The organism is Vibrio sp. TRT 21S02 (genome assembly GCF_050113675.1).
Lineage (GTDB): Bacteria > Pseudomonadota > Gammaproteobacteria > Enterobacterales > Vibrionaceae > Vibrio.
Map to the genome: position 1 here is coordinate 71,123 of NZ_JBNJOI010000007.1, position 26,094 is coordinate 97,216.

Here is a 26,094-nt window from a genome sequence, read left to right on the forward strand (position 1 = left end):
TGGAACGGCTCTGCCGATAGAATTTAGCGTTAGGCTTGCTCCATCGTACAAAGCAGTGGGTGCTCATTTTCCCTTGAATACATAGTGACCTGTGCCACTTTAGTCTCAGCAACTTCTGCAGTAAACGTGCCACAAATTGCTTTACCTTCATAATGTACCTTGAGCATTACCTGTGTCGCCTGATCGATATCCATTGAAAAAAAGCGCTCAAGGATTTCAATAACAAAGTCCATTGGTGTGTAGTCATCATTATTAAGCACCACGTTATACATCGATGGCGGCTTAACTTTGGTCTTCTCTGCCTCCAGCAAATCCGAGTCTGGAGTTACCCATTCAAAATTATTACTCATTGTTCCATTTAAAACGTTTAGAGAGTTTCTTCACTAATTTTACCACTTCACCAAAGCAAAAATGTAGATTTCACTCGTAATAAGAACAAAAAACGGTTTAGTAAAAAAACACCCATACTTAGAGACTAATGCAGCAATTGTATCGCTGCAAATAAAAGATTTCTATTGTGGCATATGTGCTATCTAATTGATTAAAAAGACACCACAACCCACTCATATCAATGATGATTAATAGTGAAACATACTGATTTTTGTTGAAAAAATGTAAATCTCAAAAGTGATTTGTTTGCAAATATGTAGGATATTATACGTCTTGCCTATTGACTGCGCTCAATCATTGACTAAATTGGTCAAATAGTGACTGAAAATTTGGCAGCGGCTGAATGGAAATTCACTATTTACAGCTTACATTATGACGTGAGTTGAGGGTTAACAACATCAGTAACAAAATGCATGAGGGATGTATAGCATGGCTACAGGTACAGTGAAATGGTTTAACAATGCCAAGGGATTTGGTTTTATCTGCCCAGAGGGTGAAGATGGAGATGTATTTGCACACTACTCAACCATCAAAATGGATGGATACCGTACTCTGAAAGCTGGCCAACAAGTAACGTTCGAAGTGGAAGAAGGACCAAAAGGTTACCACGCAAGCTCTGTAACTCCGGTCGAAAGCCAAGTTGCAAAATAATCGCTGCCAAAACTGGTTAATTATTCCATAAAAAACCCGCCTTTCGGCGGGTTTCATTTTTATCACTTTATTAATCGATGATGCTATTGAGTGTCGCACTTGGGCGCATCAATGGTGATGCTTTGTCGAATTCAGGTGTGTAGTAACCACCAAGAACACCAGGAACACCTTGAGCGTCATTTAACTCGGCAACAATTTTGTCTTCGTTTTCTGCTAGTGCTTTTGCCACAGGAGCAAACTCAGCCGCGAGTTCCGCATCCTTTGTTTGAGTTGCTAGAGCTTGAGCCCAGTAAGTCGCTAGGTAGAAGTGGCTACCACGGTTATCTAGCTCGCCAACTTTACGCGAAGGTGACTTATTGTTGTCTAGGAATTCACCAGTAGCTTTATCCAACGCATCAGCAAGAACTTGTGCTTTCGCATTACCTGTAATTGTACTTAAGTGTTCCAAAGAGGCTGCAAGTGCAAGGAATTCACCAAGAGAGTCCCAACGAAGGTGGTTTTCTTTCTCTACCTGCTGAACGTGCTTAGGTGCAGAGCCACCAGCACCTGTTTCAAATAGACCACCACCGTTCATTAGTGGAACGATAGAAAGCATCTTCGCAGAAGTACCAAGTTCTAGGATTGGGAACAAATCAGTTAGGTAGTCACGAAGTACGTTACCTGTTACTGAGATAGTGTCTTGACCATCTTTTATACGCGCTAGCGAGAACTGACACGCTTCAAGTGGCGCTAGGATCTTGATCTCTAGACCAGAAGTATCGTGTTGTGGAAGGTATGCATTTACTTTCTTGATTAGCTGAGCATCGTGTGCACGGTTCTCATCTAGCCAGAAGACTGCTGGAACACCTGTTGCACGAGCGCGTGTTACTGCAAGCTTAACCCAATCTTGGATTGGCGCATCTTTCACCTGACACATACGGAAGATGTCACCCTCTTCTACTGATTGCTCAAGTAGAACAACACCAGAAGCATCAACAACACGTACTGTGCCCGTAGCATCTAGAATGAATGTCTTATCGTGTGAACCATACTCTTCTGCTTTCTGAGCCATTAGGCCAACGTTTGGCACGCTACCCATTGTGGTTGGATCGAACGCACCGTTTTCTTTACAGAAGTCGATAACCGCTTGGTAGATACCTGCGTAGCTACGATCCGGGATCATCGCTTTAGTATCTTTCTGTTTGCCATCTGGGCCCCACATTTGACCAGATGAACGCAGCATCGCTGGCATAGATGCATCAACGATGATGTCACTTGGTACGTGTAGGTTCGTGATACCACGATCTGAATCAACCATCGCTAGAGGAGGCTGAGTTTCGTAAACCGCTTGTAGAGCCGCTTCGATTTCTTTTTTCTGAGCTGCAGGCAGTGATTGGATCTTCGCGTAAACATCGCCGATACCGTTGTTTACGTCTACGCCTAGCTTGTCAAATACATCACCGTATTTCGCGAATACGTCTTTGTAGTAAACCTTAACCGCGTGACCAAAGATCACTGGGTCAGACACTTTCATCATGGTTGCTTTCATGTGCAATGAAAGCAGAACGTCTTGCTCTTTCGCTTCAGCGATTTGCGCTTCAAAGAACTCAACCAACGCTTTCTTGTTCATGACTGAACAATCGATGATTTCTTTGTCCTGCAGTGGGAAAGCTGCTTTCAGCTCTTTCACAGCACCATCAGCTGCAACGAATTCAATCTTAACGTCGGTTGCGCCTGCAACTGTATGCGATTTTTCGCTACCAAAGAAATCGTTACCAGACATGCTAGAAACGTGAGATTTAGAATCTGCAGACCATGCGCCCATTGAATGTGGATTTTTCTTCGCATAATTCTTTACAGATAGAGGCGCACGACGGTCAGAGTTACCTTCACGCAGTACTGGGTTTACTGCACTACCTTTAATTTTGTCGTACGTTGCTTTGATCGCTTCTTCTTCGTACGTGCTTGGTTCTTCTGGGTAGTTAGGTAGATTGTAACCTTTGTCTTGTAGTTCTTTGATTGCAGCTTTCAGTTGAGGAATCGAAGCTGAGATGTTTGGCAGCTTAATGATGTTTGCTTCTGGAGTTTTCGCTAGCTCGCCCAATTCAGCAAGTGCATCACCGATGCGTTGTTCTTCCGTCAAATGCTCAGGGAAGTTTGCAATAATACGCCCCGCTAGCGAAATATCACGTGTATCGACGTTGATACCCGATGAAGCTGTAAATGATTGAATAATCGGCAGTAGAGAGTAAGTAGCTAGCGCAGGTGCTTCATCAGTGATGGTATAAATAATTGTAGGTTTTTCTGTAGGCATGAAATTTCCCTATTGTTCTAACAGTGCCCTATTGGATGACTGGCCCTGTGTGAATGTCCGCTAACAAGATGGTGTATCATCCCCTCAAAGCTTGTTTGCGATTTTGTCACTCTTTAAAATTATCGGGATAAAGCGTTGAGCGTGCCATATCCTTATTCCTTGAGTGCTTATAATTAAACAAAATGATGAGAATAGTCTATCATCTTGTGTCTTAAACCTGTTTTTGGGCGCGCAAATCATAGCTCAAATTGTGTGTTCAGAAAACTTAGACAAACACTTCGTTTACATTTTTGCAAGGTAGTTAACATGTCCCCACGCTCACAACGTGAGTCTTCTCGCCGAAGTTCTAAACCTAATCAATCGGGTTTTAAACGAACGAAACCCAACAATACAAGCAAAAATCATTCATCTCGACAGCGTCGTAAACCAACGAACGAGAAGCCTCGTCTATCACCTGAAGAGCGTAAAGTTATAGTCTTCAATAAGCCCTACGATACGTTAAGTCAATTTACCGATGGCGAAGGTCGAAAAACACTGGCGGACTTCATTCCAGTGAAAGATGTTTATGCTGCCGGCCGCCTTGATCGTGATAGCGAAGGACTGATGGTATTAACCAATGATGGCATTTTGCAGGCTCGCTTAACACAACCGAAATCTAAGTCTCCAAAAACTTACTGGGTACAAGTCGATGGTGCGCCAACGGAAGCAGATCTTGATAAACTGCGTAAAGGGGTCGAACTGAAAGATGGCATGACGCTCCCGGCAAAAGTGGAAGTAATGCCTGAACCCAATGTTTGGGAGCGTAACCCTCCAGTGCGCTTTCGAGCCAATATTCCAACAACATGGCTAGCCATCACCATTATTGAGGGGCGTAACCGTCAAGTTCGTCGCATGACAGCGAACATTGGCTTCCCTACTCTGCGTTTAATCCGCTATTCGATGGGTGATGTGACGTTAGGCAATTTACAGCCAGGCGAATGGAAAGAAATTGAGTTTTAGATCGTCAAACATCGACCGAAATTCCTTGCTTGCACCAGCCCCTCTCTACGAAATGACGTATACAGTTTGAACCTCCAAATACAAAAAAGCCGCTTCATTTGAAGCGGCTTTTGCTATTCAGAGAAATCATATACTCAAAATAATTGGAGTTTCAGCTAGGCAACAAGTAAGTTCATCCCTATGCGCATAGGAGTTCTATGTAATTAGGGTGAACTTACGCAGTTAACAACGCTGCAACTTCAAGTATGAAGAGTAGATTACTCTTCGTCTTTCTTCTCTGCGGCTTTAACAGCAATCGCTAGCTCTTCAAGCGCAGCTGGGTTAGCTAGGCTTGGTGCATCTGTTAGCAGACAAGAAGCAGCCGTTGTTTTCGGGAATGCGATAACGTCACGGATGTTTTCAGTACCACAAAGTAGCATTACCAGACGGTCAAGACCGAATGCTAGGCCTGCGTGAGGAGGCGTACCAAATTTCAGAGCATCCAACAGGAAGCCAAATTTAAGCTGCTGCTCCTCGGCATCAATACCTAAGATATCAAATACCGCAGCTTGCATTTCTGCATTGTGGATACGTACAGAACCACCGCCCACTTCGTAGCCGTTTAGAACCATGTCGTATGCGTTTGAGTTCGCAGCCGATGGGTTCGCTTTTAGCTCTTCTGCTGTCACACCCAGAGGTGATGTGAATGGGTGGTGCATCGCGTGTAGATTGCCTTCGTCGTCTTCTTCAAACATTGGGAAGTCAACAACCCATAGCGGTGCCCATGCAGACTCGTTTGTTAATTCTAGATCGATACCTAGTTTCAGACGAAGTGCACCTAGAGCTTCAGATACGGTGTTTGCTTTGTCAGCACCAAATAGAATGATGTCGCCAGATTCTGCTTGAGTGCGGTCAAGAATACCGTTGATCACATCTTCGTTTAGGAACTTAGCCACTGGAGATTGGATACCTTCCATGCCTGCTGCACGGTCGTTAACCTTCATCCATGCTAGACCTTTCGCACCGTAGATGCCTACAAATTCACCGTAACCATCAATTTGTTTACGAGTTAGTGAAGCACCGCCCGGTACACGGATTACTGCTACGCGACCTTTCTCGTCGTTTGCTGGACCAGAGAATACTTTGAATTCAACATCTTTCACTAGGTCTGCAACGTCTACTAGCTCTAGTGGGTTACGTAGGTCTGGTTTATCGCTACCGAAACGACGCATCGCTTCAGAGAATGGCATTACTGGGAATTCACCTAGGTCTACGTTTAGTAGCTCTTGCCACATATCACGAACCATTTTCTCAGTGGTTGCACGAACTTGGTCAGCCGTCATGAATGACGTTTCGATATCGATCTGAGTAAATTCTGGTTGACGGTCAGCACGCAAGTCTTCATCACGGAAACACTTAACGATTTGGTAGTAACGGTCAAAACCAGACATCATTAGCAGCTGTTTGAATAGCTGTGGAGACTGAGGAAGCGCATAGAAGCTGCCTTTGTGAACGCGGCTTGGTACTAGGTAGTCACGTGCGCCTTCTGGCGTCGCTTTAGTCAGTACTGGCGTTTCGATATCTAGGAAGCCGTTGTCATCTAGGAAACGACGAACGAAGCTAGACGCTTTAGCACGTAGTTTGATGCGGTCGCTCATTTCAGGGCGACGTAGGTCTAGGTAACGGTACTTCAGGCGCTGCTCTTCAGAGTTCTTTTGGTTGAAGTCTAGCGGTAGAACATCACTGCGGTTGATGATTTCAAGGCCTTTCGCGATGATCTCAACTTCACCCGTCGCCATGTCTTTGTTGACTTGGCTATCTGGACGAACGCGAACTTCACCCGTAAGTTTGATACAGAATTCATTACGAAGTGTATTTGCCACTTCATACGCATCTGCCATATCTGGATCGACAACTACCTGAACAACGCCTTCACGATCTCGCATATCGATAAAAATAAGACCGCCTAAATCACGGCGACGGTTAACCCAGCCGCAAAGTTCTACAGTTTGTCCTGCAAGGGACTTGTTCAGGTGACCACAGTAATGGGTACGCATAATGAATTTCCCAATCTCTTAAAATTTGTTGATTACTTTCCGCCGCCTAGTCTGGCTGGCGACAGAGCAAAGATCCATTTATACGCTGAAAGTCGTCCGAGATCGACTATTCAGAATACAATTTATTGCCTTTTATCTGGGATAGACGTTTTTTAGCACAACAAATGAGCAAAACCACATCTAACCGAAAAAATTGGCGCTGATTATAGCGTTAATTTGGGCATTTATTCAAAAGTCTCGTACAGTAGCTAACATCAGTATCTAGTAAGCGAATTTTCCATGACTTTACCTTTGCGGCTTGGGCTCACTATGTGGTCTCATTCAGGATGGCAACAAAGCTTTTATGGCAGCGGCACCAAACCAGCGGAGCGCTTAGCTAAATACGCTCAGGTTTTTCATACTGTTGAAGGAAATACCACCTTCTATGCCACCCCTTCTTTAAGTACCGTCAACAATTGGCGAGCGGCTACATCAGATGAATTCCGCTTTACCTTTAAACTCCCTAGTGCCATTACCCACCAGCATATGCTAAAAGGTGTGGGAGACATGCTGCGAGATTTCATGGCCGTCATGGAGCCTATTCATGATCGTGTTGGTCAATGGACCATCCAGCTACCAGCCACATTTGGCCCCGAGCACCTAGAACAACTAAAAAAGTTTTGTCAGCAATTCCCTTCCAGTTTCCCATTGGGGGTTGAAGTTCGAAACCTCGCCTTCTTTAACAAGGGGGAAGAAGAGAAAGCGTTAAACCAGTGGTTACTGGAACATGGTATCGACCGCATCATTATGGACAGCCGTCCAGTTTTCGCGGCAAAGCCTATCAATGACGTGATCATAGACGCGCAACAAAAAAAGCCACGCGTGCTCGTTCATGCAATTTCAACCGCCACTCACCCCATGATTCGTTTTATTGGCCACCCAGAACTTGCGGAAAACTTGCCGTTTTTTGAACCTTGGTTAAATAAACTTCCCACTTGGATTGCACAAGGTAAACAGCCGTATGTCATGATACATACGCCGGACAATGTGGAAGCTCCAGAGCTCGCTACTTCGCTATACAACAAACTCAGCCAACGTATCACTTTGCCCGATTTAGCACCCTTTCCATGTCAAGATGGCAATCCACAAATACAGATGTTTTAATTCAATCAGCAGCTCAATAATGACAGGCGCGCCAAGATCTCATAAAATACGCGCCTTTTTTAATGCTCAGCGCAATCAAGAGATGTTGTTATGAACCCAAAGAGCAATCCGGATACTATTTTTTCTGCTCCGATCGATAAGATCGGCGACTTCACGTTTGATGAACGTGTTGCGGAAGTTTTTCCAGACATGATCCAACGTTCGGTGCCGGGCTACAGCAATATCATCTCAGCCATTGGTATGCTGGCAGAACGCTTTGTGAAGCCGCACAGCAATATCTATGACCTAGGTTGTTCGTTGGGTGCCGCCACGCTATCTATGCGCCGTCATATTCAACAAGAAGGCTGCCAAATCATTGCCGTTGATAACTCGTCCGCTATGGTTGAACGTTGTAAACTACACGTCAACGCCTATCGTAGTGATACACCAGTTGATGTTGTTGAAGCCGATATCCGTGATATCAACATCGAAAATGCTTCCGTTGTGGTGTTGAATTTCACCCTGCAATTTTTGTCGCCAGAAGACCGTTATTCTTTATTAGAAAAAATTTATGCGGGTTTGCGTCCGGGCGGGATTTTAATTTTGTCTGAAAAGTACGTCTTTGAAGATCAGGTTTCCAATGAGCTACTGATAGATCTTCACCACGACTTTAAACGCGCTAACGGCTACAGCGAACTGGAGATCAGCCAAAAACGCAGTGCAATTGAAAATGTCATGCGTCCAAACTCCAAAAAAGAGCACAAAGAACGCTTTGCTCAAATTGGCTTCAGCAGCTTTGATGTTTGGTTCCAATGCTTTAACTTTGGTTCAATGTTCGCCATAAAATAGTACTTATCACTTACGCACCCTATAACGGCTTCTTATTTTCTATTTAAATTACAGTGACTCACTCAGTATGTTTAATTTTGCTAATTTTTATCAGTTGATCGCTCAAGATACTCGTCTTCAACCTTGGCTTAACACCTTGCCACAACAGCTGACAGATTGGCAGAATGCCGAACATGGTGATTTTGACCGTTGGGTTAAGGCTCTGAATAAGATCCCACAAGGTGCGCCCGATCAAGTTGATCTCAAAAACTCGGTCACCATTGCCAATGACACCCCGTTTCATACCGGCGAGCTGAAGAAGCTGGAAAACCTATTGCGTACGTTCCACCCTTGGCGTAAAGGGCCATACACGGTGCATGGTATCCACATTGATACTGAGTGGCGCAGTGACTGGAAATGGGATCGCGTACTTCCTCACATTTCACCATTAAAGAATCGCAGTGTGCTCGATGTGGGCTGTGGCAACGGCTACCACATGTGGCGCATGCTCGGTGAAGGCGCTCGCCTTTGTGTCGGTATCGACCCTTCTCACCTGTTCCTTATCCAGTTTGAAGCCATCAGAAAAATGATGGGGGATGATCAACGTGCCCACTTATTGCCACTTGGGATTGAACAACTGCCTAAGTTGGAAGCTTTTGACACCGTATTCAGCATGGGTGTGCTCTATCACCGTCGCTCACCGCTTGATCATTTGATCCAACTGAAAGACCAGCTGGTTGAGGGTGGTGAACTGATACTAGAGACTCTGGTTATTGAAGGGGATGAAACCTCTGTACTGGTTCCGGTTGATCGCTACGCGCAAATGCGCAACGTTTACTTTTTCCCATCGGCAAAAGCGTTAAAAGTGTGGCTTGAACAAGTTGGTTTTGAAGACGTTCGTATTGTAGACGAGAACGTCACCACCGTAGGAGAACAACGCACTACTGAGTGGATGACGCATAATTCACTACCCGATTATCTCGACCAAAATGACCCAAGCAAAACCGTTGAAGGACACCCAGCACCTCGCCGCGCTGTTCTTGTCGCTAAAAAACCGATAAAGAAACAAAATTAAGACGGTGTCTTGCTAATTTGACAAAGAGTTAACCCTTCTGACACGTCAAATCATTACCCTTATACTGTTGTATTAAGGATGCGTCTTGCGTCCTTAATTTTTTACGTTTATTTGCCAATCCTCACGACTTAAGAACCATAGTCATCTGGTTGCTTGGAGTGTGAGATTGGATAAGCTAAACTCCCAAAATTAAAATAATTTAACCATTTTCAGGTTTTTCAATGCTTAAAAGATTGTCACCAGTAGTCGCGCTCGCTGTACTTTCCGGATGTACTCTAACAAACAGCGAACAATATCACCAAGAAACGTTAGCAGCTATCCAAGCTTCTGAAACCAATCTGACCAATAAAATCTCTAGTCTAGAACTTCAGCTAAGCAGTCAGTCTGGCTACATTGAAAGCCTTGAAGGTCAAATTAAATCTCTTAACGGTGAATTGCTTTCATTCAAGAAAGAAGCAATTACCGAGATCAAAAAAGAGAGAAAGCCGGTCATTTTACCTGCACCTGTCCCAACACCTCCTCAACCCTCTCATGAAGTTGTACTTGGCTCGATAGAGAAAGTGACTATCGACTCAATCAACCAAACATTTGATGCACGTGTGGATACCGGTGCGGCAACCTCTTCTCTCAATGCTGTTGATATCGAAGAATTTGAACGTAACGGCAAAAACTGGGTCCGTTTCCATTTGTCTGATGAGCAAAATGTGGCTGGTGACGATAACTGGATTGAAGCTCCGGTGCAGCGTTACGTGAAAATCCGTCAATCAACAAACGACGATTCTGAGCGTCGTGCTGTGGTCGAATTGTGGGTTAAAGTTGGCAAAATCCACGAGAAAGCACAGTTTACACTAGCTGACCGTTCTCAAATGAGCCACCCAGTATTGCTGGGGCGCGAGTTCATCCGTGACATCGCTGTGGTAGACGTAAGTCGCCAGTACATTTTCACGGGAAACAATAAGAAAAAATAAGGTAACTTTATGACGTCAAAAGTACCCTTTTACATCTCAGTGATCCTGCTGATTGTGGCAGGTATTGCATTGAGTATGTTCCGCCACCAAAATTATGGTGTGCCATGGACTCCAGGCGAGGCTCGCCAGATCTGGGATATTGAAGCTCGAGTCGAATTTTATGGCCAAGGTAAGCCAATTAAAGCCTCTTTAGCCGCGCCTCATACCCAAACAGGTTACACACTGATTAGTGAGTCTTCCTCTTCTCCGGGTTACGGCGTTTCTTACGTAGACAGCGATGCAGGCCGACGTGCTGAGTGGTCAATCCGCTCTGCCATGGGCCCACAAACCATTTACTACAAAGCTCAGTTCTTGGTTGACCCGCAAGCGAAAGTGGACCCTATTCCCCCAAGTGAAGAAATAGCAAAACCAACGTTTGAAGGCCCAGTTGAAGCTGCCGTTGTTGCCGTTATTGAGCGTGCAAACCAACGCTCAGCCGACGACATCACCTTCACCCGTGAACTGGTTAAAATTATTAACGACAATGAAAGCCAAAATGCCGCACTTATTTTAAATAAGATGAGCAAGGTTGAAGCGGTCGATAAAATCCTCGCTTACGCTCAAATTCCAAGCAAAATTGCCGGTGTTGTTGAGTTGGAAGATGGCCGTCGCCGCCAAAGCATCCAACAAATGAACCAAGTTTGGGATGGAAAAGAGTGGAAGCTATTCAATCCTGAAAGCACCAATCAATCTGTTCAGCCGAATATCTTAGTCTGGGATGAATCCAACATCTCACTACTTGATGTTGTTGGCGGCCAAAACAGCCAAGTGCACTTCTCAATGATTGCACAGCAAGTTTCGGCTCAGCAAGCAACCAACGACAAAGTCGAAGCTGATGGTCTGCTTAACCTTTCAATCCATAGCTTGCCACTTGAAGAGCAAGCGATGTTTAAGACCATCATGCTGATCCCAATTGGCGCACTTATCGTGGTTTTCCTGCGTGTCATTATCGGCCTAAAAACCTCTGGTACCTTTATGCCAGTGTTGATCGCGGTTGCATTTGTACAAACACAATTGGTGACAGGCATTGTTGGCTTCTTGCTAATTGTCGGCACAGGTTTAATCATCCGAAGTTACTTATCAAGGCTTAACTTACTGCTGGTTGCCCGGATTTCAGCGGTCATCATCACCGTGATCATGATCATTTCCGTGTTTACCGTTGTAGCCTTTAAGATTGGCCTGACTGAAGGGCTTTCTATTACCTTCTTCCCGATGATCATCTTGTCTTGGACTATTGAACGTATGTCGATTTTGTGGGAAGAAGAAGGTGCCAAAGAAGTGGTGCTTCAAGGTGGTGGTTCATTGCTTACCTCTGTGTTGGTTTATCTTGCAATGACAAACCCATACGTGCAGCACCTAACATTTAACTTTATCGGTCTTCAACTGATTGTGCTAGCTGGCATTTTGCTGCTTGGTACATACACAGGTTACCGTTTAACCGAGCTTCGCCGCTTTAAACCACTTGCGGAGGATTAATTGATGTTTTCGAACTTCACCTCCCCGTTTAAGTTGCGTCGAAAAGGCATCATGGGTATGAACCAACGTAACCACAGTTACATTGGTCGATACAATGATCGCTCAAAGTACCCATTGGTGGACGATAAGTTAAAAACCAAAATCATTGCAGAACAAGCTGGTTGTACGGTGCCAAAACTGATTGGTGTAATTCATAACCAAGCTGAAGTAAAAAGCATTCACAACATGGTGAAAAACTGGCCGGGCTTTGTTATTAAGCCCGCTCAAGGCAGTGGTGGTAAAGGCATCTTAGTCATTACCTCTCATAAAGATGGCGTCTATACCAAACCATCTGGCTCGACCATTAACCAAGAAGACGTTGAACGCCATATCAGTAACGCATTGGCTGGCCTGTTCTCTCTTGGTGGTAAAAATGACGTCGCCGTGGTCGAAAACCTGATCAAATTCGATGATTGCTTTGAAGGTTTCAGTTATGAAGGGGTGCCTGATGTACGTATTATCGTATTTAAAGGCTACCCAGTGATGGCAATGATGCGTTGCTCGACTTCTGCCTCTGATGGTAAGGCGAACTTGCACCAAGGCGCCGTTGGCGTTGGTATTGACATCGCCACTGGTCGAGCTATTCGTGCCGTGCAATTTGACCAACCGATCGCGAATCACCCCGATACCGATAAAGATTTATCCACCCTTCAAGTCCCACACTGGGAACGCCTGTTAACGCTCGCAGCGAGTGCGTGGGAAATGACAGGTCTTGGCTATATGGGTACGGATATGGTGCTGGATAAAGAAGAAGGGCCAATGGTGCTTGAACTGAATGCACGTCCCGGTTTAGCCATTCAGATAGCAAATGGCGCAGGTTTGCTACCAAGGCTGCACCATATTGAAAACCTTGGTACTCCGGCTGAATACCCCAAAGCGCATGAACGCGTGGCTTACGCCATGAAACAATTCGGCTCCACGCCCGATTTTTAGTCACTCATTTCAGCTCTCAAATAAAAATCCCTCGATTTAGTCGAGGGATTTTTTTTTGCTCAAGTAAACACAGATTTAAATAAGAGCAATAGGTAAATAATCAGACTCAAAGTCTAGCGAATAGCCATACTTTTCTTTGGCGTACTTGGTGGCAGTTAATAACGGAAAGGCGATATAACCACTCGGGTTGTTGCTGAAATCTTCACTGTGAGTCCACCACTCTTTATGCATCTCTAGAGCGCGTTTCGTCGCTGCTCGAAAAACCATTTCATCTTGGTTATGAATCGCTTTCATCACATCAAAAAAGCCCAAAGTAATTGTGATGCCACATAGCGCGTGCGCTTTTTCTCTTGATGACTGTTTGTTCAAGTTAATCTGAGTCATCAGGTCTTCAATAAGCTGTTCAATATTCTCGTGCTTCATCAACCCTAAGCAATGCAAATAAAGTTGATTCATCAAGTAAGATTGCTCACTTAAAAACTCAACCTGCTCTTTTGCCAACATCTCCATTAGGAAATTCAGATCCTGATATCGCCCGGAAACAATGGTTAAAAAGACTAACTCAATCCAGTTTGCTCCATCAATAACGTTTATTTCTTTACCTTTCCCTTGGATATAAAAGTCACGCCCTTGGTAGTGATAATGAATTGTTTCATCCTTAGGTGCAGTTAACTCTCTATACCGGAGCAAAGCATATTCTTGCGCCTTTTGCAGGTGCTGATAAACAGCATCCCGCGACACTGAAGGTAAGTGGTGGCCGATACACAGCAGTTTGAAGTGCGCTTCATAGCTAGACTCGAAGTTATAGAAATCTCCAGTTACATCATTTAAGAAATACTGACTTACTTTGTAATAACTCGATAGTGTTACCTCATACAGTCTCTTTTTTCCTTCTAGGTTCTTAATATGCGTAGCTACGGTTTTATTTCCTCGATTCAAATAAATGTCCTCAATACTGCATGCAATACATCTTAGTTGGCGCGATAAGGCTACACTACAAGCTGTGATTAATAAGGTAAACGGTTGATTGATAAATTTATAACACCCATCAATTTACAAAAATATACCTGATATCAAGAGGGACTAGCGGGTTTATTGAGGATAAAAAAATCCCCGAGCCAATGTCGGGGATTCATTTCACTATCTCAATGTAAACGCAGCTTACAACTCTTCAGCCAGTTCTTGTTCTGGATCCTCTTGTCCTGATGAAAAGGCGGGCTTTTCTTCCTGACCAAAGCCACGTAACCCCACCACGTGAACGTGTTCATGGTCTTTAAAGACCTTACGAACCAATTTGTAGGTGGTGCCCTTCTCTGGGCTGATGTTTTCTGGTGCAGCAATCAGCAATTGCATGTCCAGACGATCACACAGCTCAAACAGGGTTGAGATCGACTTCGCATCCAGACGTGCCGCCTCATCAAGGAACAGTAAACGACACGGAACAATGTCTTTGCTGCGCAAGCGACGAGATTCTTCTTCCCAGCTTTGAACTACCATCAACAGGATTGACTGACCGGTACCAATCGCTTCACCAGTAGACAGTGCGCCAGACTCCGCTTGCAGCCAACCATCAGAACCACGGTTAACTTCAATACTTAGCTCAAGGTAATTACGGTAATCTAGCAGTTCTTCACCCAATACCTGAGGCGAACGCTGACCCATGTCAATATGTGGGTTCACACGTTGAAATAGCTTGGCCATCGCTTCAGAGAAGGTATAACGCGCTGATTCAAACAAGTCTTTGTGCTGTTCTTGTTGAGTTGCTAAGCCATTCAGCAGTACTTCGTGGCTTTCACGTACTTTCACATTCAAACGCACACCTTTCACCTGACCAAAGGCAATGTTCGACAAGCCTTGGTTCAGCATTCGGATACGGTTTTGCTCACGTTGGATGGTTTTCTTGATGATGCTCGCCACAGATTCAGAGCTGATTGCTAAGCGATTTTCACGCTGAGTTAACTCTTCCGTCAAACGTGCCAGCTCAACTTCCATCTCTTCAATCGCTTCGACCGGATCATCGGTGCGAATAATATCCTGACGGATACGTTCGCGAAGGTGCTGATAAACCGCAATATAGAACAGAACTTTACGCTCCGGATGTGCATTATCTTCAGACAAACGAAGTGCATCGCGCAGGTCATCATTGTCAGCCACAGCTAGACGCAATGCACCTAATGATTTATCCGACATAGAACGTAGCTCACCCGCCGACATGTACGCTAGTTCACGTTTATGCAGGCGACGCTCAACATCGTTTTCGCGCGCAAGGCGAAGTACTGAACACCAGCCAGCTTTGGCAGCGACAACGAATGTACGCAGTTCAATGTACTCTTTTTGTACTTTTTTCAGACGTTTCGCCACGCCTTTCATTTCGAGCTCGGTGGAGGTAATAGTGCGTTCGTATTCGCTCTTACGTCCTCGAGACGTATGTAAGCGCTCATGCAGCTCATCGCGGCGACGAATTGCACGCTCTTGTGCGCCTTCATCCGCTGTCACACCAAATTCTTGCAGCTCTTGCTTGAACTCCTGAACGGTTTCAAGTTTCGCCTGATGAGAACTCTTCAATGATGCTAGCACCTGATTGTATTGGTTCATCTGGCTTTGTGCTTGCTTCAGCTCGTCACGCGTACGAGTTCGCATACGTTCTGCTTCCACCAACTTCGCTTTCAACTGCTCACTGAGTTCGCTGCTTTGGTTAAGCAAATCAACAGAATCTGAATACGCAAAATAATGACGGCGTTCCACCAAGTCAGAAAGCGCAAAAATTTGTTTCTTCAACTCTTGTAAGTTGATATCAGCCGCTTTGTATTCGGCTTCTAGCGCATCGAACTGCTCTGGGTCCGCTTCTAAAGCAGAGGCGATTTTCTCAAGCTCTGCAATCGCTTTGCCGTGACTGGTTAAGAACACTTTGGCTTCTGACAACTGGTTAATTTTCTCTTCCAGCTCATCAAAGCGCGCTTGTAATGAATCATCTTCAATCAGATTAATGCTTGACGCCAGTTTATCGAGTGCAGAAAGCGCCTGTTTGCTATTAAGCAGTTGGCTGCGTTGTTGCTGCTCTTTTGCATCCAAGTCAGCCAAGGTACGAGAAAGCTGGTTGCGCTTATCACGTAACGTTTGCAATGCTTTTTCTGGGTGAGCTTCAAACGCAACCTGAATGTGTTTCGCCACAAAACTGTTGAACGCTTGATACAAACGCTGAAGTTTTTGAGAGTCAAATGCGGCTTTCGCATGTTCCTCAACCACTTTTTCACGCTCATTACGTAACAACTCAAGACGCTGCTCACGTGCTGCACGGCCAAATAGTGGGATCTCCGGGAAGCGTGAATAACGCATTTGGCGATCGTTCATGCGAACACAAACCGCCCCTTCCAACTCTTCTGCGTCGAATGAGCTGTCATCAAAGGCATCAATATCACCTTCAATGATGTAGAGATCATCTGGACAGTCGTCTAGCTCAACCAGTTTCTCTTCAATGCCAGATAAGTCTGAAACCACAATCGCATGACGCGCTGGGCCGTACATCGCACTGAAATATGGCGCGTCGTCGATGGTAATGTCGTCATAAATTTCAGACAGCAGTACACCACCTAACGTATCGGCTAACCCTTTAAGGCGCGGATCATTTGAACCCCCCGGTGAAGCCAGACGTTCAATTTCGCCCTCTAAATGAGTACGGCGCTCGGCAAGCTTGTCTTTCGCAAGAGATTGCTCTTTCTCTTGCTCTAACACCACTTGCATCTGTGACATGACTGCTTGGCTGTCATACAGGTCCGCACCACTTTGTTCTTTTAACGCTTCTAGTGCGTCATTGGCGGCAATCCATGTTGGCGCAATTGCTTCAAGCTTATTGATTTCGGCTCTTGCATCTTGCTCTAGGCGACGTTGCTCACTGCGTTGTTCACGCAGCTCTTCTTGCGCAATTTCAAGCGATTCAATTTGCATCGCATGACGTTCACGTTCTTGTTCAAACGTCACTTCATCGTTCAATTCAATCTGAAATTGCTTTTGGTACGCAGCGGCTGACTCTTTTGCCAAACGCTGTTGATTCAGGCTACGCTCAACATCACGGTGTTGGGCACGCCATTGCTGCTCATTTTGCACCACTTGATTTGCATCACGCGCCTTCAAAATCGCAGACTGAGCGTGGCTTGAGGCCTCTTTGCGTTCAATATCACCAACAATGCTCTTCACCAGTTTAAGTGCTGTATCGAACTGTTGAGCCGCCGCTGAAGACATATCAAGCTTATGTTTCACTGCAAGGAGCTTATTGGTGTTCTCTGTTTCCTGATTTTTTAGATCAGACACCAATGCTTGCGCAGCCTCTGCCGTGAGGTTCTCTTTACCTAGTAATTGCTTCGCTTTTTCTAGCGCCTGAACGGCTTGTTGGTATTGCAGTGCTCGCGTTTGTTGTACGTCTAGCGCTTGCTGATAATCGGCAAGTTGCGTTTTCAGGCTATCCACTTCTTCTTCCGCAACTGTGGATTGCTCTTCCGCCACCATGACGCGTTCTTTCGCTTCTTCGACTACCATCATCTGCTCTTCAAGGCGCTCATTGAGCTCTTCAAGATCTTCCTGATAACGGGCAATTTTTTCTTGCTGACGCAGCGCATTTTGCACCAATTGAAGGTGGTCAGATGCAGATTGGTAATCTTGCTCTAGTGCCGCTTCCGACTCAATCAGCAACTCGAGTTCTTCTTGTACCCGGTTAAGCAGATTATTTTGCTCAACCAAGGTCTCACGCGAACCAAATAGCTCACCACGAAGAGCCAGTGTTTGCTCTAACTTGTTACGACGATCATTAGCATGACGCATATAGTCTGCCGCAACATAGTTGGTGGATTCCGTGATCAGGTGTTTGAATAGATCGCGGTCAGCCTGTGTGGTTTTGATCGCTTCCAGTGTCATGCGGTTTTCACGCAGCGCAGATTCCATATCTTGAAATGCTTTCTTCACCCCGCCATTTTGTGGCAATAAGTAGTCTCGGAGTGAACGCGTGATCGCGCTAGAAATACCACCATAAAGGGAAGCTTCAATAAGACGGTAGAACTTAGAACGGTCGCTGGAATTACGCAGCTTCTTAGGGATCACTCCGAGCTCAAACATTTGCGCGTGGTAATCAACAATCGAGCTAAATGCCTTAAACTGCACACCTTCATATTGCGCAACGGCATCTTTCACTTCGTTGATCTGACGAACGCGCGCTTGGGTGTCTGAGACATTCTCAATGAGTACATCGGTCGGCTTAACATGGCTCGGTAGTCCTTGAATCACGAAAGGTTTGATGTCGACTTTTTTATCTCGACCCGCTACCTGTTGCAGCTTAACCGCGAATAACAAACGCTGTTTGCGTGAGTTCACCACATCCAAAGAGGCATAACACGCCCCCGGTTGAAGCTTACCGTATAGACCTTTGTCTCGAGATGATTGGCTACTGCCCGCTTCCGTTGTGTTACGGAAGTGAAGTAAGGTTTGGTCTGGGATCAGCGCCGTAATAAATGCCGCCATCGTGGTCGATTTACCCGCGCCGTTACCACCAGAGAGTGTGGTAACTAATTCATCAATATCAAAAGTACGAGCAAAGAAGCCGTTCCAGTTGACCATGGTCAGCGATTGATATTTACCTCTTTCAATCATGCTTCACCCTCTAATTCTGCTTGCTCGTTGTCATTGTTCTCATCGTCTTCAGATAGCAGGCTACCTTGACTTGGCTCTTTCGTGTGCACCACTGCTTCACCGTCACGGATCAGACGAAGCTGAGCTTCACGCATGTCATCACCAACGCGTACATCAGCACCAAAACGGAACACTGACTCACTGATGCTAAATTTACCTGTTTCACCAATATTGATGATCATACCCAGACGGCGCAGACGTCTAAGAGACGTACGTACTTTTTCAAACAGTTTTTCTTTGTCGAGATCAGAGCCTGTTGCACGGTTAGTCACCAGCTTCATCAGTTTCTTTTCATCCGCCAGAGCCAAAAGCTCTTCGTACAGTTCTTGGTTGGTAAAGATCCCCTCATGAGCCAAACGTTCTGGGCTTAAGTAAAGGAAACACAGAACTTTACCCACCAGCATATCCAGTTCGGATAAAACACTGCGGCCAATCAACGATGTAGAACGGGGGCGCAAATAGAAGAAACCTTCTGGCGCTTTGACTAGCTCCGTGTTGTATCGCTGATAAAAAGACGCCAGTTCAACCTCAAAATCAGACAATAACGCATGGTTATCGAGATCTTCACTTGAGATATGACGCCCAGCACGCAGCATACTGTCCAGTGCAGGGAAAAGAGGGTTTGAAATTGCTTTTGCCAGATTCTCTGACATGTATTCATTAGTATCGGTCGATGACATTTGCTTGTACCTTTGCACCATATTCGTTGATCGCCTGCCAATCTGGCTGGATAGCGTTGTAATCTGACTCGGAGTAACCCAGTCGAACCGCTTGATCAATCACGATACGTGCTAAATCGAAGTGATGAGTGCGTGGGTGCTGCGCAAGATAATCACGCAATACCAGACCAAGATCGATTGGCGTGCCCTGCTCTTTATGAACACGCAGCATATCGCCAATACGTTCTGACAACTCATCATTGACCTGTTGGAACTCTTCATATTCAACTTCAAGAGGAATATGGCCCGTCACTTCGTCGTCACGAAGCACAAGAGCTTCATCACGGAGATCGGTGAGACGTTCAGCATCTGCGTAAGTCAGATACCAAGGCATATCGAAGTAGTCTTTGACAGACTGACGCAAACGAGAGCTGAACGCGCGATTTTTATCCATATCAATTGCAGTACGGATAAACTTATGCACGTGGCGGTCGTAACCAATCCACAAATCAATCGCTTGTTGACCCCAACTGGTGATTCTGTCGAGCTTCATCTGCAAGCCAAACAGGGTTTCTTCAATGAACTCTAACTCATCATCACCGTATACAATTTCCTGTATGTCTAGGATTTGAGTTTGTAGTTCATCTCCTGCTGCTTGAAGCGTATCTTGCAGTTCACGTAGTGTCGTGGACGTTTCGGTTAGCAGTGCTTCACAGTTGTTGATGGCATCGCGCCAGTCTTTATTTAGCAGTTCTGCAATTTGCTCTTTAACTGAGCGCTGTTGCTCATCCATGACGCGTTGGTTAAGGTCAATTTGATCAAAGATCTCACCAACAGAATACTTTAGTACGCCATAAACGTTTTTCTTCCAATGCCCCGGTGTGCCACCTTTTTGTGCGGCTTCAATGGCTTTCGCCATTTCATCTGCCACCATTGACAACTGAATCGACAGCTTGAGTTTTGAAAACTCACGATGGCGCACATAGTAATCAGTAATCCCAATTGCCAGCGGTGACAATCGATAGATACTCGCACCATCGGTCACTTCACTGGTGAAGCGACTGATAAGACGTTGTTTCACCATTTCGTTAATGGCGTTATTCGCACGAAATGCAGAAGCTTCCCCGGTGTCCTCAAATAGTCGAGTGACAATGGTAAAGGCGTCGTGTAACTCCCCTTCACCCAGCTCCTCATCAAACCTTTCGTTGCTCAAAACAGCAATGGCAATTAGAAATGCCAGCCGTTCAGTGGTTAGGCTCAATGAGAAGTCATGCTGTTTAACCCAGCCAACTAATTCATCGATGGGTTGTTCAGCAGCGTTTTGAGTCATCTCACTCATTGTTATTCCTGCTTATTTTTCTTTTTTGGCCCATACATGAATGTATCGACCCAATGAGAGGTATGGCTCTTGTCGACATAATTTTTGTTCGAGTGCCAGTACATCTTCAAACTGGTAATCCCCCATATACTCCATATTTCCTATATAGTCAGCAAAACAGCGGATCCCAGATTTACCACAAATTTCAAAACCAGCATCTTCAATCCATTGATAAACATCGGCTGGAATTAAGCCTTTCTGTGGCTGTAATTTAAATCGTTTCCGGTGTGGCATACCGTCAAGCACATGCGGTAGGTTGCCACACACTACATTTTTATAGACTAAACCATGGTGGTTATAGAACATCACTGATGCAATACCACCGGGCTTAACCTGCTCTAAAACTTTTTGCAACGCCGTATGCGGGTCAGCTAACCACTCCATCACAGCGTGGAACATCACAAGCTCAACCGGCTCTTCCATATGTTCGGAGATCGATTGGACTGGTGAATGAATCAGGCGATACTGCTCAAGCACGCCATTTTTTGCAATATCTTGCTTGGCAAGCTGCAGCATTTCAAAAGATAGATCACATAACGTGATTTGATGTCCGAGCTTAGCAAGCTTTTGCGACATTTGTGCCAAGCCACCTCCCGCATCTAATACGGAAATTGAGCTATTCTCAGCGTTAAGTTCAGAGAGAATTTGCTGAAGATCTTGCCAAACAATCACTTGGCGCACCTCACCTTTCCCTGAACCGTAAATATTTTTTGCAAATTTGTGGGCAATATCGTCGAAATTGCGATCTTCAGTCACAGCAGCTTGGGGTATCATAACTAATCGTGCTGCTATTCTGTCACAAGGAAAGCAGGAATAAAGAGGCTTTCTCTTAAATTTATAATCAATTGATGTTTTTTCGGACTATTTAAGTATGTTTGAGCTGAAAAAAATGGTTTCATCCTTGCTCATGCCATTACCTGCGATGCTTTTCATCGGTTTCGCTGGCTTAATGCTGATCATGTTTACACGTAAACAGAAAACTGGGTGTTTCATTGTATTATTTTCATTCATTGGGCTCTTTTTGATCGCATTCCAACCTGTGTCTTCACGCCTTCTTATGCCTTTGGAGCGCCAATATTCTGCATTTTTCCCTGTCGATGAATCGATCGACTACGTCATGGTACTAGGCAGTGGTCATGTGGTGGACGATAAAATCCCGCCCACGTCTGAACTCAGCCGCGCTGGGTTAATGCGTTTGAGCGAGGGAATCCGTATTTTACGTATGTACCCTGGCGCAAAATTGATCTTGTCTGGCTATGCTGGAGGCTCAGAAGTCAGTAATGCTCGCATGATGGCAAAAGTAGCCTTAGCCTTAGGTGTATCTAAATCTGATATTATCTTACTGGAAACGGCAAAAGATACCTGGGAGGAAGCAAGACAAGCTGCAGCCTTTGTTCAACGCAAAAAGCTGGTTGTTGTCACTTCAGCTAGCCATATGAATCGCGCTTTGAATGAATTTCACTCCGCGGGTCTAACGCCTTACCCTGCTCCAACTAACTATCTAGCACAAAGTAATGTCTCTCAGTTTTGGGAAAAATATGCGCCTAAAGCACGTTATTTAGAGCAAACAGAGCGCTATTGGCATGAAACGCTTGGAACTATCTGGCAAACACTTCGCGATTGGGCTTCTGATTACGAAGAAAAAGCGCTGGAATCTTCTCAAAGTAACGTTTAATCCATAGATTAAAAACAAAAAGCCGAAGCAAATGCTTCGGCTTTTTATATTATTTGATTCGTACCTTGGTATTAATCACCAGCAAACATGTAACCTTCACCATGAACGGTAACGAAAATTTGTGGGTTCTTCGGATCAAACTCCATCTTCGCACGCATACGGCGGATCAGAACATCAATCGTACGGTCATTTGGTGCATCAACACGGTGACTGATCATATTCAAAATACGTTCGCGACTAAGGACTTGGTTAGGGTACGAAGACAGTGCGACAAGTAATTCGTATTCTGCTTTGGTTAATTTGACGGGTTCGCCATTTCGGCTCAGTGCTCGACGCTGAATATCAAACGTCCACTCTCCAAAACGCACCACATTTTCATCTTGCTTCTTCGCGTCATCTCGCTCAGAGCCATTTCGAGCATTAGATATACGCCATAATAGGTTCTTCACTCGAACCAATAGCTCACGCAGCTCAAAAGGTTTTGTTACGTAGTCGTCTGCACCCATTTCGAGGCCAACGATTTTATCAATGCTATCCGTGCGTCCTGTCACCAGGATAATCCCAATATCAGACTGACTGCGAAGCTCACGAGTAAGCATCAGACCATCTTCTCCTGGAAGATTAATGTCTAACATAACTAGGTCAATTTCATTGGCCTGTAGCATCTCGCGCATTTTTTCACCACTATCAGCCTCGCTGACAGAGTAACCTTCATTCTGAAAGTAGCCTGCCAGTTTACTGCGAGTGACCGCATCATCTTCAACTACTAGTACGTGATAGCTCATCTACACTACTCATATTGTATATGGAATTATTTGCCGTTATATTCTATTCATAATTCGTAACATATCTAGCTTTTATCATTCTAAAATCAAGAAAGGTGATTTTTTCTTGATTCAGAACAAATGTCGACCAACGGTTCATATTTTCGAATAATTGGGCTTTATTTGTCACAACACATATTACCGCTATTCATTTTTATTCGTTAAACTAACTATATACCGATACTAGGAGTCGCGCATAATGCAAGAAATCAAGGCGTTTAATGAAAAGCGAGCAGAAATATACTGGTGGCTATCAAGTGTGTTTGCTAGAGAGCTAACAGAAACAGATATTGAACAATATCATTCACCAGAAATTCGCGCTTTTTTGACTGGATTGGGCGAAAACGAAAGCTTAAAAACCGCGTCAGACAAGTTGATTGACGCTCTAAACCGCTTAATGGATCGCGAAGATGCACAGTTAGAATTAGCGGCAGACTTTTGTGACATTTTCTTGAAGTCGGATAAGGATTCCGCCCTACCATATGCATCTATGTACGTGGGTAAATCCGGTCTTTTAAATGATGAGCCAGCTAAAGAAATGCAAACCATCATGGAGCAGCACGGCATTGCTATCGATAAAAACCTAAATGAACCTGCTGACCATATTGCTATTGAACTCGACTTTCTCGGCAACCTGATCATTCGTTCTAATGAGCTTGAACAAGAGCGCCACATGGAAGAAGCACTTGCAGAACAAGAGCAATTTATTAAGAAACACATTCTAAATTGGACACCTCAATTTAGTGATAAGTGTCAGTCTTTGGACGAATTTGGTTTTTACGCTGCGATTAGCCAACTAACCATTGCATTTCTTGAGTTAGATTGCGTTTATTTAGCTGGTAACTAATCAAGTCAGCTTTATGGTTAGTTAAATTGTGATTTAAGCACGAGCTTAATTGCTATTTTTATTTGCCAGTGAGAATTTGGCGGTCTAAAATCGAGACCGCAAACGATAAAAACGAATAATGTAAAATACAAACCGCTCTTTAAAAGCGGTTTTTGTGTTTCTGATACTTTCTGCCAAATTATTCTAAAATCAGAATAGAGATTTGTGGCAGTCATCGACAGGACAAACCTATGGCCACTATAAAAGATGTAGCTCGCCTTGCTGGCGTATCTACCACCACCGTTTCTCATGTGATCAACAAAACTCGATTTGTTGCTGAAGCGACTCAAGAAAAAGTGATGGAAGCCGTCAAGGAGCTAAACTACGCTCCGAGTGCGGTTGCTCGTAGCTTAAAATGCAACACGACTCGCACGATCGGTATGCTTGTTACCCAATCTACAAACCTGTTTTTCTCAGAAGTGATTGATGGCGTAGAAAGTTACTGCTATCGCCAAGGTTATACACTTATCTTGTGTAATACAGGTGGTATTTACGAAAAACAACGAGATTACATTCGTATGCTTGCGGAAAAGCGCGTAGATGGCATCTTGGTGATGTGTTCTGACCTAACAGAAGAACTGAGTGAAATGCTCGATCGTCACGCTGACATCCCAAAAGTAGTGATGGATTGGGGCCCAGAAAGCTCACAAGCTGATAAGATTATCGACAATTCTGAAGAAGGTGGCTACCTTGCCACGAAATATCTGATTAACCACGGGCACACAGATATTGCTTGTCTCAGTGGCCATTTTGAAAAAGCCGCCTGTCAAGAACGTATTCTAGGCTACAAACGCGCGATGAAAGAAGCCAATTTAGCCGTCAATGAAGACTGGATCCTTGAAGGTAACTTTGAGTGTGACACTGCGGTATTGGCGGCGGATAAAATTGTCGCCATGGACAAGAAACCAACTGCAATATTCTGCTTTAATGACACCATGGCATTAGGGTTAATGAGCCGCCTTCAACAGAAAGGAATCCGCATTCCTGAAGATATGTCCGTTATTGGCTATGACAATATTGAACTTGCAGAGTATTTCTCGCCACCACTCACAACCGTTCACCAACCAAAGCGCCGTGTTGGTAAAAACGCGTTCGAAATATTACTGGAACGAATCAAAGACAAAGAACATGAAAAACGTGTTTTTGAGATGCATCCCGAAATTGTCGAGCGAAATACTGTTAAAAAAATCAATAGCTAATAACTTTGTACTGTTCGGTATCGGCTTTTTCTGCCAACCAAACACAACAAACAAGTAAATATCTGAATTAAGATCACATTTAGACCATCAGAGTGTGATACTTGCCTCAAATATTATTTATTCTTTAGTGGAATAAATTAAGCCACGCACAGGGCAAACCAATCCGAAAGGATGGGACGCAAAGCCTCCGGCCTACACAGGAAACTGCAAGGTAGCGGGGTTGCCGATGGCAAAAATGCAAACTGTTAACTCCTTACTGACAATACATCTGCATTATTTTGCTAATCTCTCGGACCTGCATTGGTGGCGTATAACTATACACCGAGAATTTACAGCATGGATAAACCAGTACTAAAAGACTCAATGCGACTCTTTGAACAACTAGGGCGCATAAAATCTCGTTCAATGTTTGGTGGCTTTGGAGTTTTCGCAGACAGCACTATGTTCGCATTGGTGGTAAACGATAAGTTACACATCAGAGCAGACGAGCAGTCCGCGGAAATGTTTAAATCTCAAGGGTTAGAGCCTTATGTTTATAAAAAACGCGGCTTCCCGGTTGTCACTAAATACTTCGCTATGCCAGAAGCATGGTATGACGATAAAGAACGAATTATCTCTCTAGCTCAAAAAGCGCTAGTCGTTGCAAAACAAGAGAAAACAACTCAAGCGAAGGCTAAGCCTGAACGCTTAAAAGATCTTCCTAACCTAAGACTTGCTACAGAGCGCATGCTCAAAAAAGCAGGTATTGATTCAGTCGAGAATTTGGAAGAGAAAGGCGCAGTAGAAGCGTTTAAAGCGATTCAGCAGACTCATTCCTCAGATGTCAGCATTGAACTGCTGTGGGCTTTGGAAGGAGCAATTAAAGGCACTCATTGGTCGGTGATCCCTCAAAACCGACGTGAAGAATTAATGAGTAGCTTGAAGTAACTCTATATTGACCAATAAAAA

The 26,094-nt window shown here is 44.6% G+C and carries 21 protein-coding genes and 1 riboswitch; of the genes, 12 read left to right on the forward strand and 9 right to left on the reverse strand.

The features are described 5' to 3' along the window. Positions 1 to 29 precede the first annotated feature (29 nt). Positions 30 to 350 (reverse strand): ATP-dependent Clp protease adapter ClpS, encoded by a 321-nt coding sequence (clpS, locus tag ACQEXU_RS11390; RefSeq protein ID WP_367988627.1) that lies wholly within the window; start codon positions 348 to 350, stop codon positions 30 to 32. 469 nt (positions 351 to 819) lie between these two features. On the opposite strand from clpS, the gene cspD reads away from it, so the two are divergent. Then, the gene (gene cspD / locus ACQEXU_RS11395; RefSeq protein WP_367988626.1) at positions 820 to 1,041 is read left to right on the forward strand and encodes a cold shock domain-containing protein CspD; all 222 of its coding nucleotides are present in this window, start codon (positions 820 to 822) and stop codon (positions 1,039 to 1,041) included. Positions 1,042 to 1,111: 70 nt separating this feature from the next. On the opposite strand, the gene ACQEXU_RS11400 is transcribed toward cspD, so the two are convergent. Next, positions 1,112 to 3,334, reverse strand: a complete 2,223-nt coding sequence (locus tag ACQEXU_RS11400; protein ID WP_427010912.1) for an NADP-dependent isocitrate dehydrogenase — start codon at positions 3,332 to 3,334, stop codon at positions 1,112 to 1,114. A 306-nt stretch (positions 3,335 to 3,640) separates the two neighbouring features. Here ACQEXU_RS11400 and ACQEXU_RS11405 point away from each other — a divergent pair, with 306 nt between their 5' ends. Further along, a complete protein-coding gene (locus ACQEXU_RS11405) occupies positions 3,641 to 4,333 on the forward strand; it encodes a pseudouridine synthase (protein ID WP_427010913.1) in 693 nt (230 codons plus the stop codon). A gap of 257 nt (positions 4,334 to 4,590) precedes the next feature. On the opposite strand, the gene aspS is transcribed toward ACQEXU_RS11405, so the two are convergent. Then, positions 4,591 to 6,369 carry an aspartate--tRNA ligase gene (gene aspS, locus ACQEXU_RS11410; RefSeq protein WP_427010914.1) on the reverse strand — a complete coding sequence of 593 codons (1,779 nt, stop codon included), beginning with the start codon at positions 6,367 to 6,369 and terminating at the stop codon, positions 4,591 to 4,593. 309 nt (positions 6,370 to 6,678) lie between these two features. Here aspS and ACQEXU_RS11415 point away from each other — a divergent pair, with 309 nt between their 5' ends. The 6 genes from ACQEXU_RS11415 (at position 6,679) to ACQEXU_RS11440 (ending at position 12,849) form a co-directional block, all read left to right on the forward strand. Beyond that, complete coding sequence (locus tag ACQEXU_RS11415) at positions 6,679 to 7,512, forward strand: DUF72 domain-containing protein (protein WP_427010987.1); 834 nt, start codon at positions 6,679 to 6,681, stop codon at positions 7,510 to 7,512. Positions 7,513 to 7,602: 90 nt separating this feature from the next. After that, positions 7,603 to 8,340: a carboxy-S-adenosyl-L-methionine synthase CmoA gene (cmoA, locus tag ACQEXU_RS11420; RefSeq protein WP_367988622.1), complete on the forward strand. Its 738-nt coding sequence runs from the start codon at positions 7,603 to 7,605 to the stop codon at positions 8,338 to 8,340. A 67-nt stretch (positions 8,341 to 8,407) separates the two neighbouring features. Then, the gene (gene cmoB, locus ACQEXU_RS11425; RefSeq protein WP_427010915.1) at positions 8,408 to 9,394 is read left to right on the forward strand and encodes a tRNA 5-methoxyuridine(34)/uridine 5-oxyacetic acid(34) synthase CmoB; all 987 of its coding nucleotides are present in this window, start codon (positions 8,408 to 8,410) and stop codon (positions 9,392 to 9,394) included. 221 nt (positions 9,395 to 9,615) lie between these two features. Next, positions 9,616 to 10,362 (forward strand): ATP-dependent zinc protease family protein, encoded by a 747-nt coding sequence (locus tag ACQEXU_RS11430; protein ID WP_367988620.1) that lies wholly within the window; start codon positions 9,616 to 9,618, stop codon positions 10,360 to 10,362. A 9-nt stretch (positions 10,363 to 10,371) separates the two neighbouring features. After that, positions 10,372 to 11,877, forward strand: coding sequence for an inactive transglutaminase family protein (locus ACQEXU_RS11435; protein ID WP_367988619.1), 1,506 nt, complete (start codon positions 10,372 to 10,374; stop codon positions 11,875 to 11,877). A gap of 3 nt (positions 11,878 to 11,880) precedes the next feature. Continuing rightward, positions 11,881 to 12,849 (forward strand): alpha-L-glutamate ligase-like protein, encoded by a 969-nt coding sequence (locus tag ACQEXU_RS11440; RefSeq protein ID WP_367988618.1) that lies wholly within the window; start codon positions 11,881 to 11,883, stop codon positions 12,847 to 12,849. Positions 12,850 to 12,924: 75 nt separating this feature from the next. On the opposite strand, the gene ACQEXU_RS11445 is transcribed toward ACQEXU_RS11440, so the two are convergent. From ACQEXU_RS11445 to cmoM, 5 genes are all read right to left on the reverse strand, one after another. Further along, on the reverse strand, positions 12,925 to 13,788 hold the full coding sequence (locus ACQEXU_RS11445; RefSeq protein WP_427010916.1) for an Imm49 family immunity protein: 864 nt from the start codon (positions 13,786 to 13,788) through the stop codon (positions 12,925 to 12,927). Positions 13,789 to 14,010: 222 nt separating this feature from the next. Further along, a complete protein-coding gene (gene mukB, locus ACQEXU_RS11450) occupies positions 14,011 to 18,486 on the reverse strand; it encodes a chromosome partition protein MukB (protein ID WP_427010917.1) in 4,476 nt (1,491 codons plus the stop codon). After that, positions 18,483 to 19,205 carry a chromosome partition protein MukE gene (gene mukE, locus ACQEXU_RS11455; RefSeq protein ID WP_367988614.1) on the reverse strand — a complete coding sequence of 241 codons (723 nt, stop codon included), beginning with the start codon at positions 19,203 to 19,205 and terminating at the stop codon, positions 18,483 to 18,485. Before mukE ends, mukB begins: the two co-directional genes overlap by 4 nt. Next, positions 19,186 to 20,523 carry a chromosome partition protein MukF gene (gene mukF / locus ACQEXU_RS11460; RefSeq protein WP_367988613.1) on the reverse strand — a complete coding sequence of 446 codons (1,338 nt, stop codon included), beginning with the start codon at positions 20,521 to 20,523 and terminating at the stop codon, positions 19,186 to 19,188. Before mukF ends, mukE begins: the two co-directional genes overlap by 20 nt. 12 nt (positions 20,524 to 20,535) lie before the next feature. Beyond that, positions 20,536 to 21,318, reverse strand: a complete 783-nt coding sequence (gene cmoM / locus ACQEXU_RS11465; protein WP_427010988.1) for a tRNA uridine 5-oxyacetic acid(34) methyltransferase CmoM — start codon at positions 21,316 to 21,318, stop codon at positions 20,536 to 20,538. Positions 21,319 to 21,433: 115 nt separating this feature from the next. On the opposite strand from cmoM, the gene elyC reads away from it, so the two are divergent. After that, entirely contained in the window at positions 21,434 to 22,237 is an 804-nt protein-coding gene (elyC, locus tag ACQEXU_RS11470) for an envelope biogenesis factor ElyC (RefSeq protein ID WP_427010918.1), read from the forward strand. Positions 22,238 to 22,308: 71 nt separating this feature from the next. Here elyC and torR read toward each other — a convergent pair whose 3' ends face one another. Beyond that, positions 22,309 to 23,022 carry a two-component system response regulator TorR gene (gene torR / locus ACQEXU_RS11475; protein WP_367988611.1) on the reverse strand — a complete coding sequence of 238 codons (714 nt, stop codon included), beginning with the start codon at positions 23,020 to 23,022 and terminating at the stop codon, positions 22,309 to 22,311. Between the two features lie 238 nt (positions 23,023 to 23,260). On the opposite strand from torR, the gene torD reads away from it, so the two are divergent. From torD to ACQEXU_RS11490, 3 genes are all read left to right on the forward strand, one after another. Next, positions 23,261 to 23,908 (forward strand): molecular chaperone TorD, encoded by a 648-nt coding sequence (gene torD, locus ACQEXU_RS11480; RefSeq protein WP_427010919.1) that lies wholly within the window; start codon positions 23,261 to 23,263, stop codon positions 23,906 to 23,908. Between the two features lie 230 nt (positions 23,909 to 24,138). Then, positions 24,139 to 25,146 (forward strand): HTH-type transcriptional repressor PurR, encoded by a 1,008-nt coding sequence (gene purR, locus ACQEXU_RS11485; protein WP_427010920.1) that lies wholly within the window; start codon positions 24,139 to 24,141, stop codon positions 25,144 to 25,146. 142 nt (positions 25,147 to 25,288) lie between these two features. After that, a riboswitch (cyclic di-GMP riboswitch) is annotated at positions 25,289 to 25,374 on the forward strand. 108 nt (positions 25,375 to 25,482) lie between these two features. Beyond that, entirely contained in the window at positions 25,483 to 26,073 is a 591-nt protein-coding gene (locus tag ACQEXU_RS11490; RefSeq protein WP_367988608.1) for a TfoX/Sxy family DNA transformation protein, read from the forward strand. Positions 26,074 to 26,094: the final 21 nt, after the last annotated feature.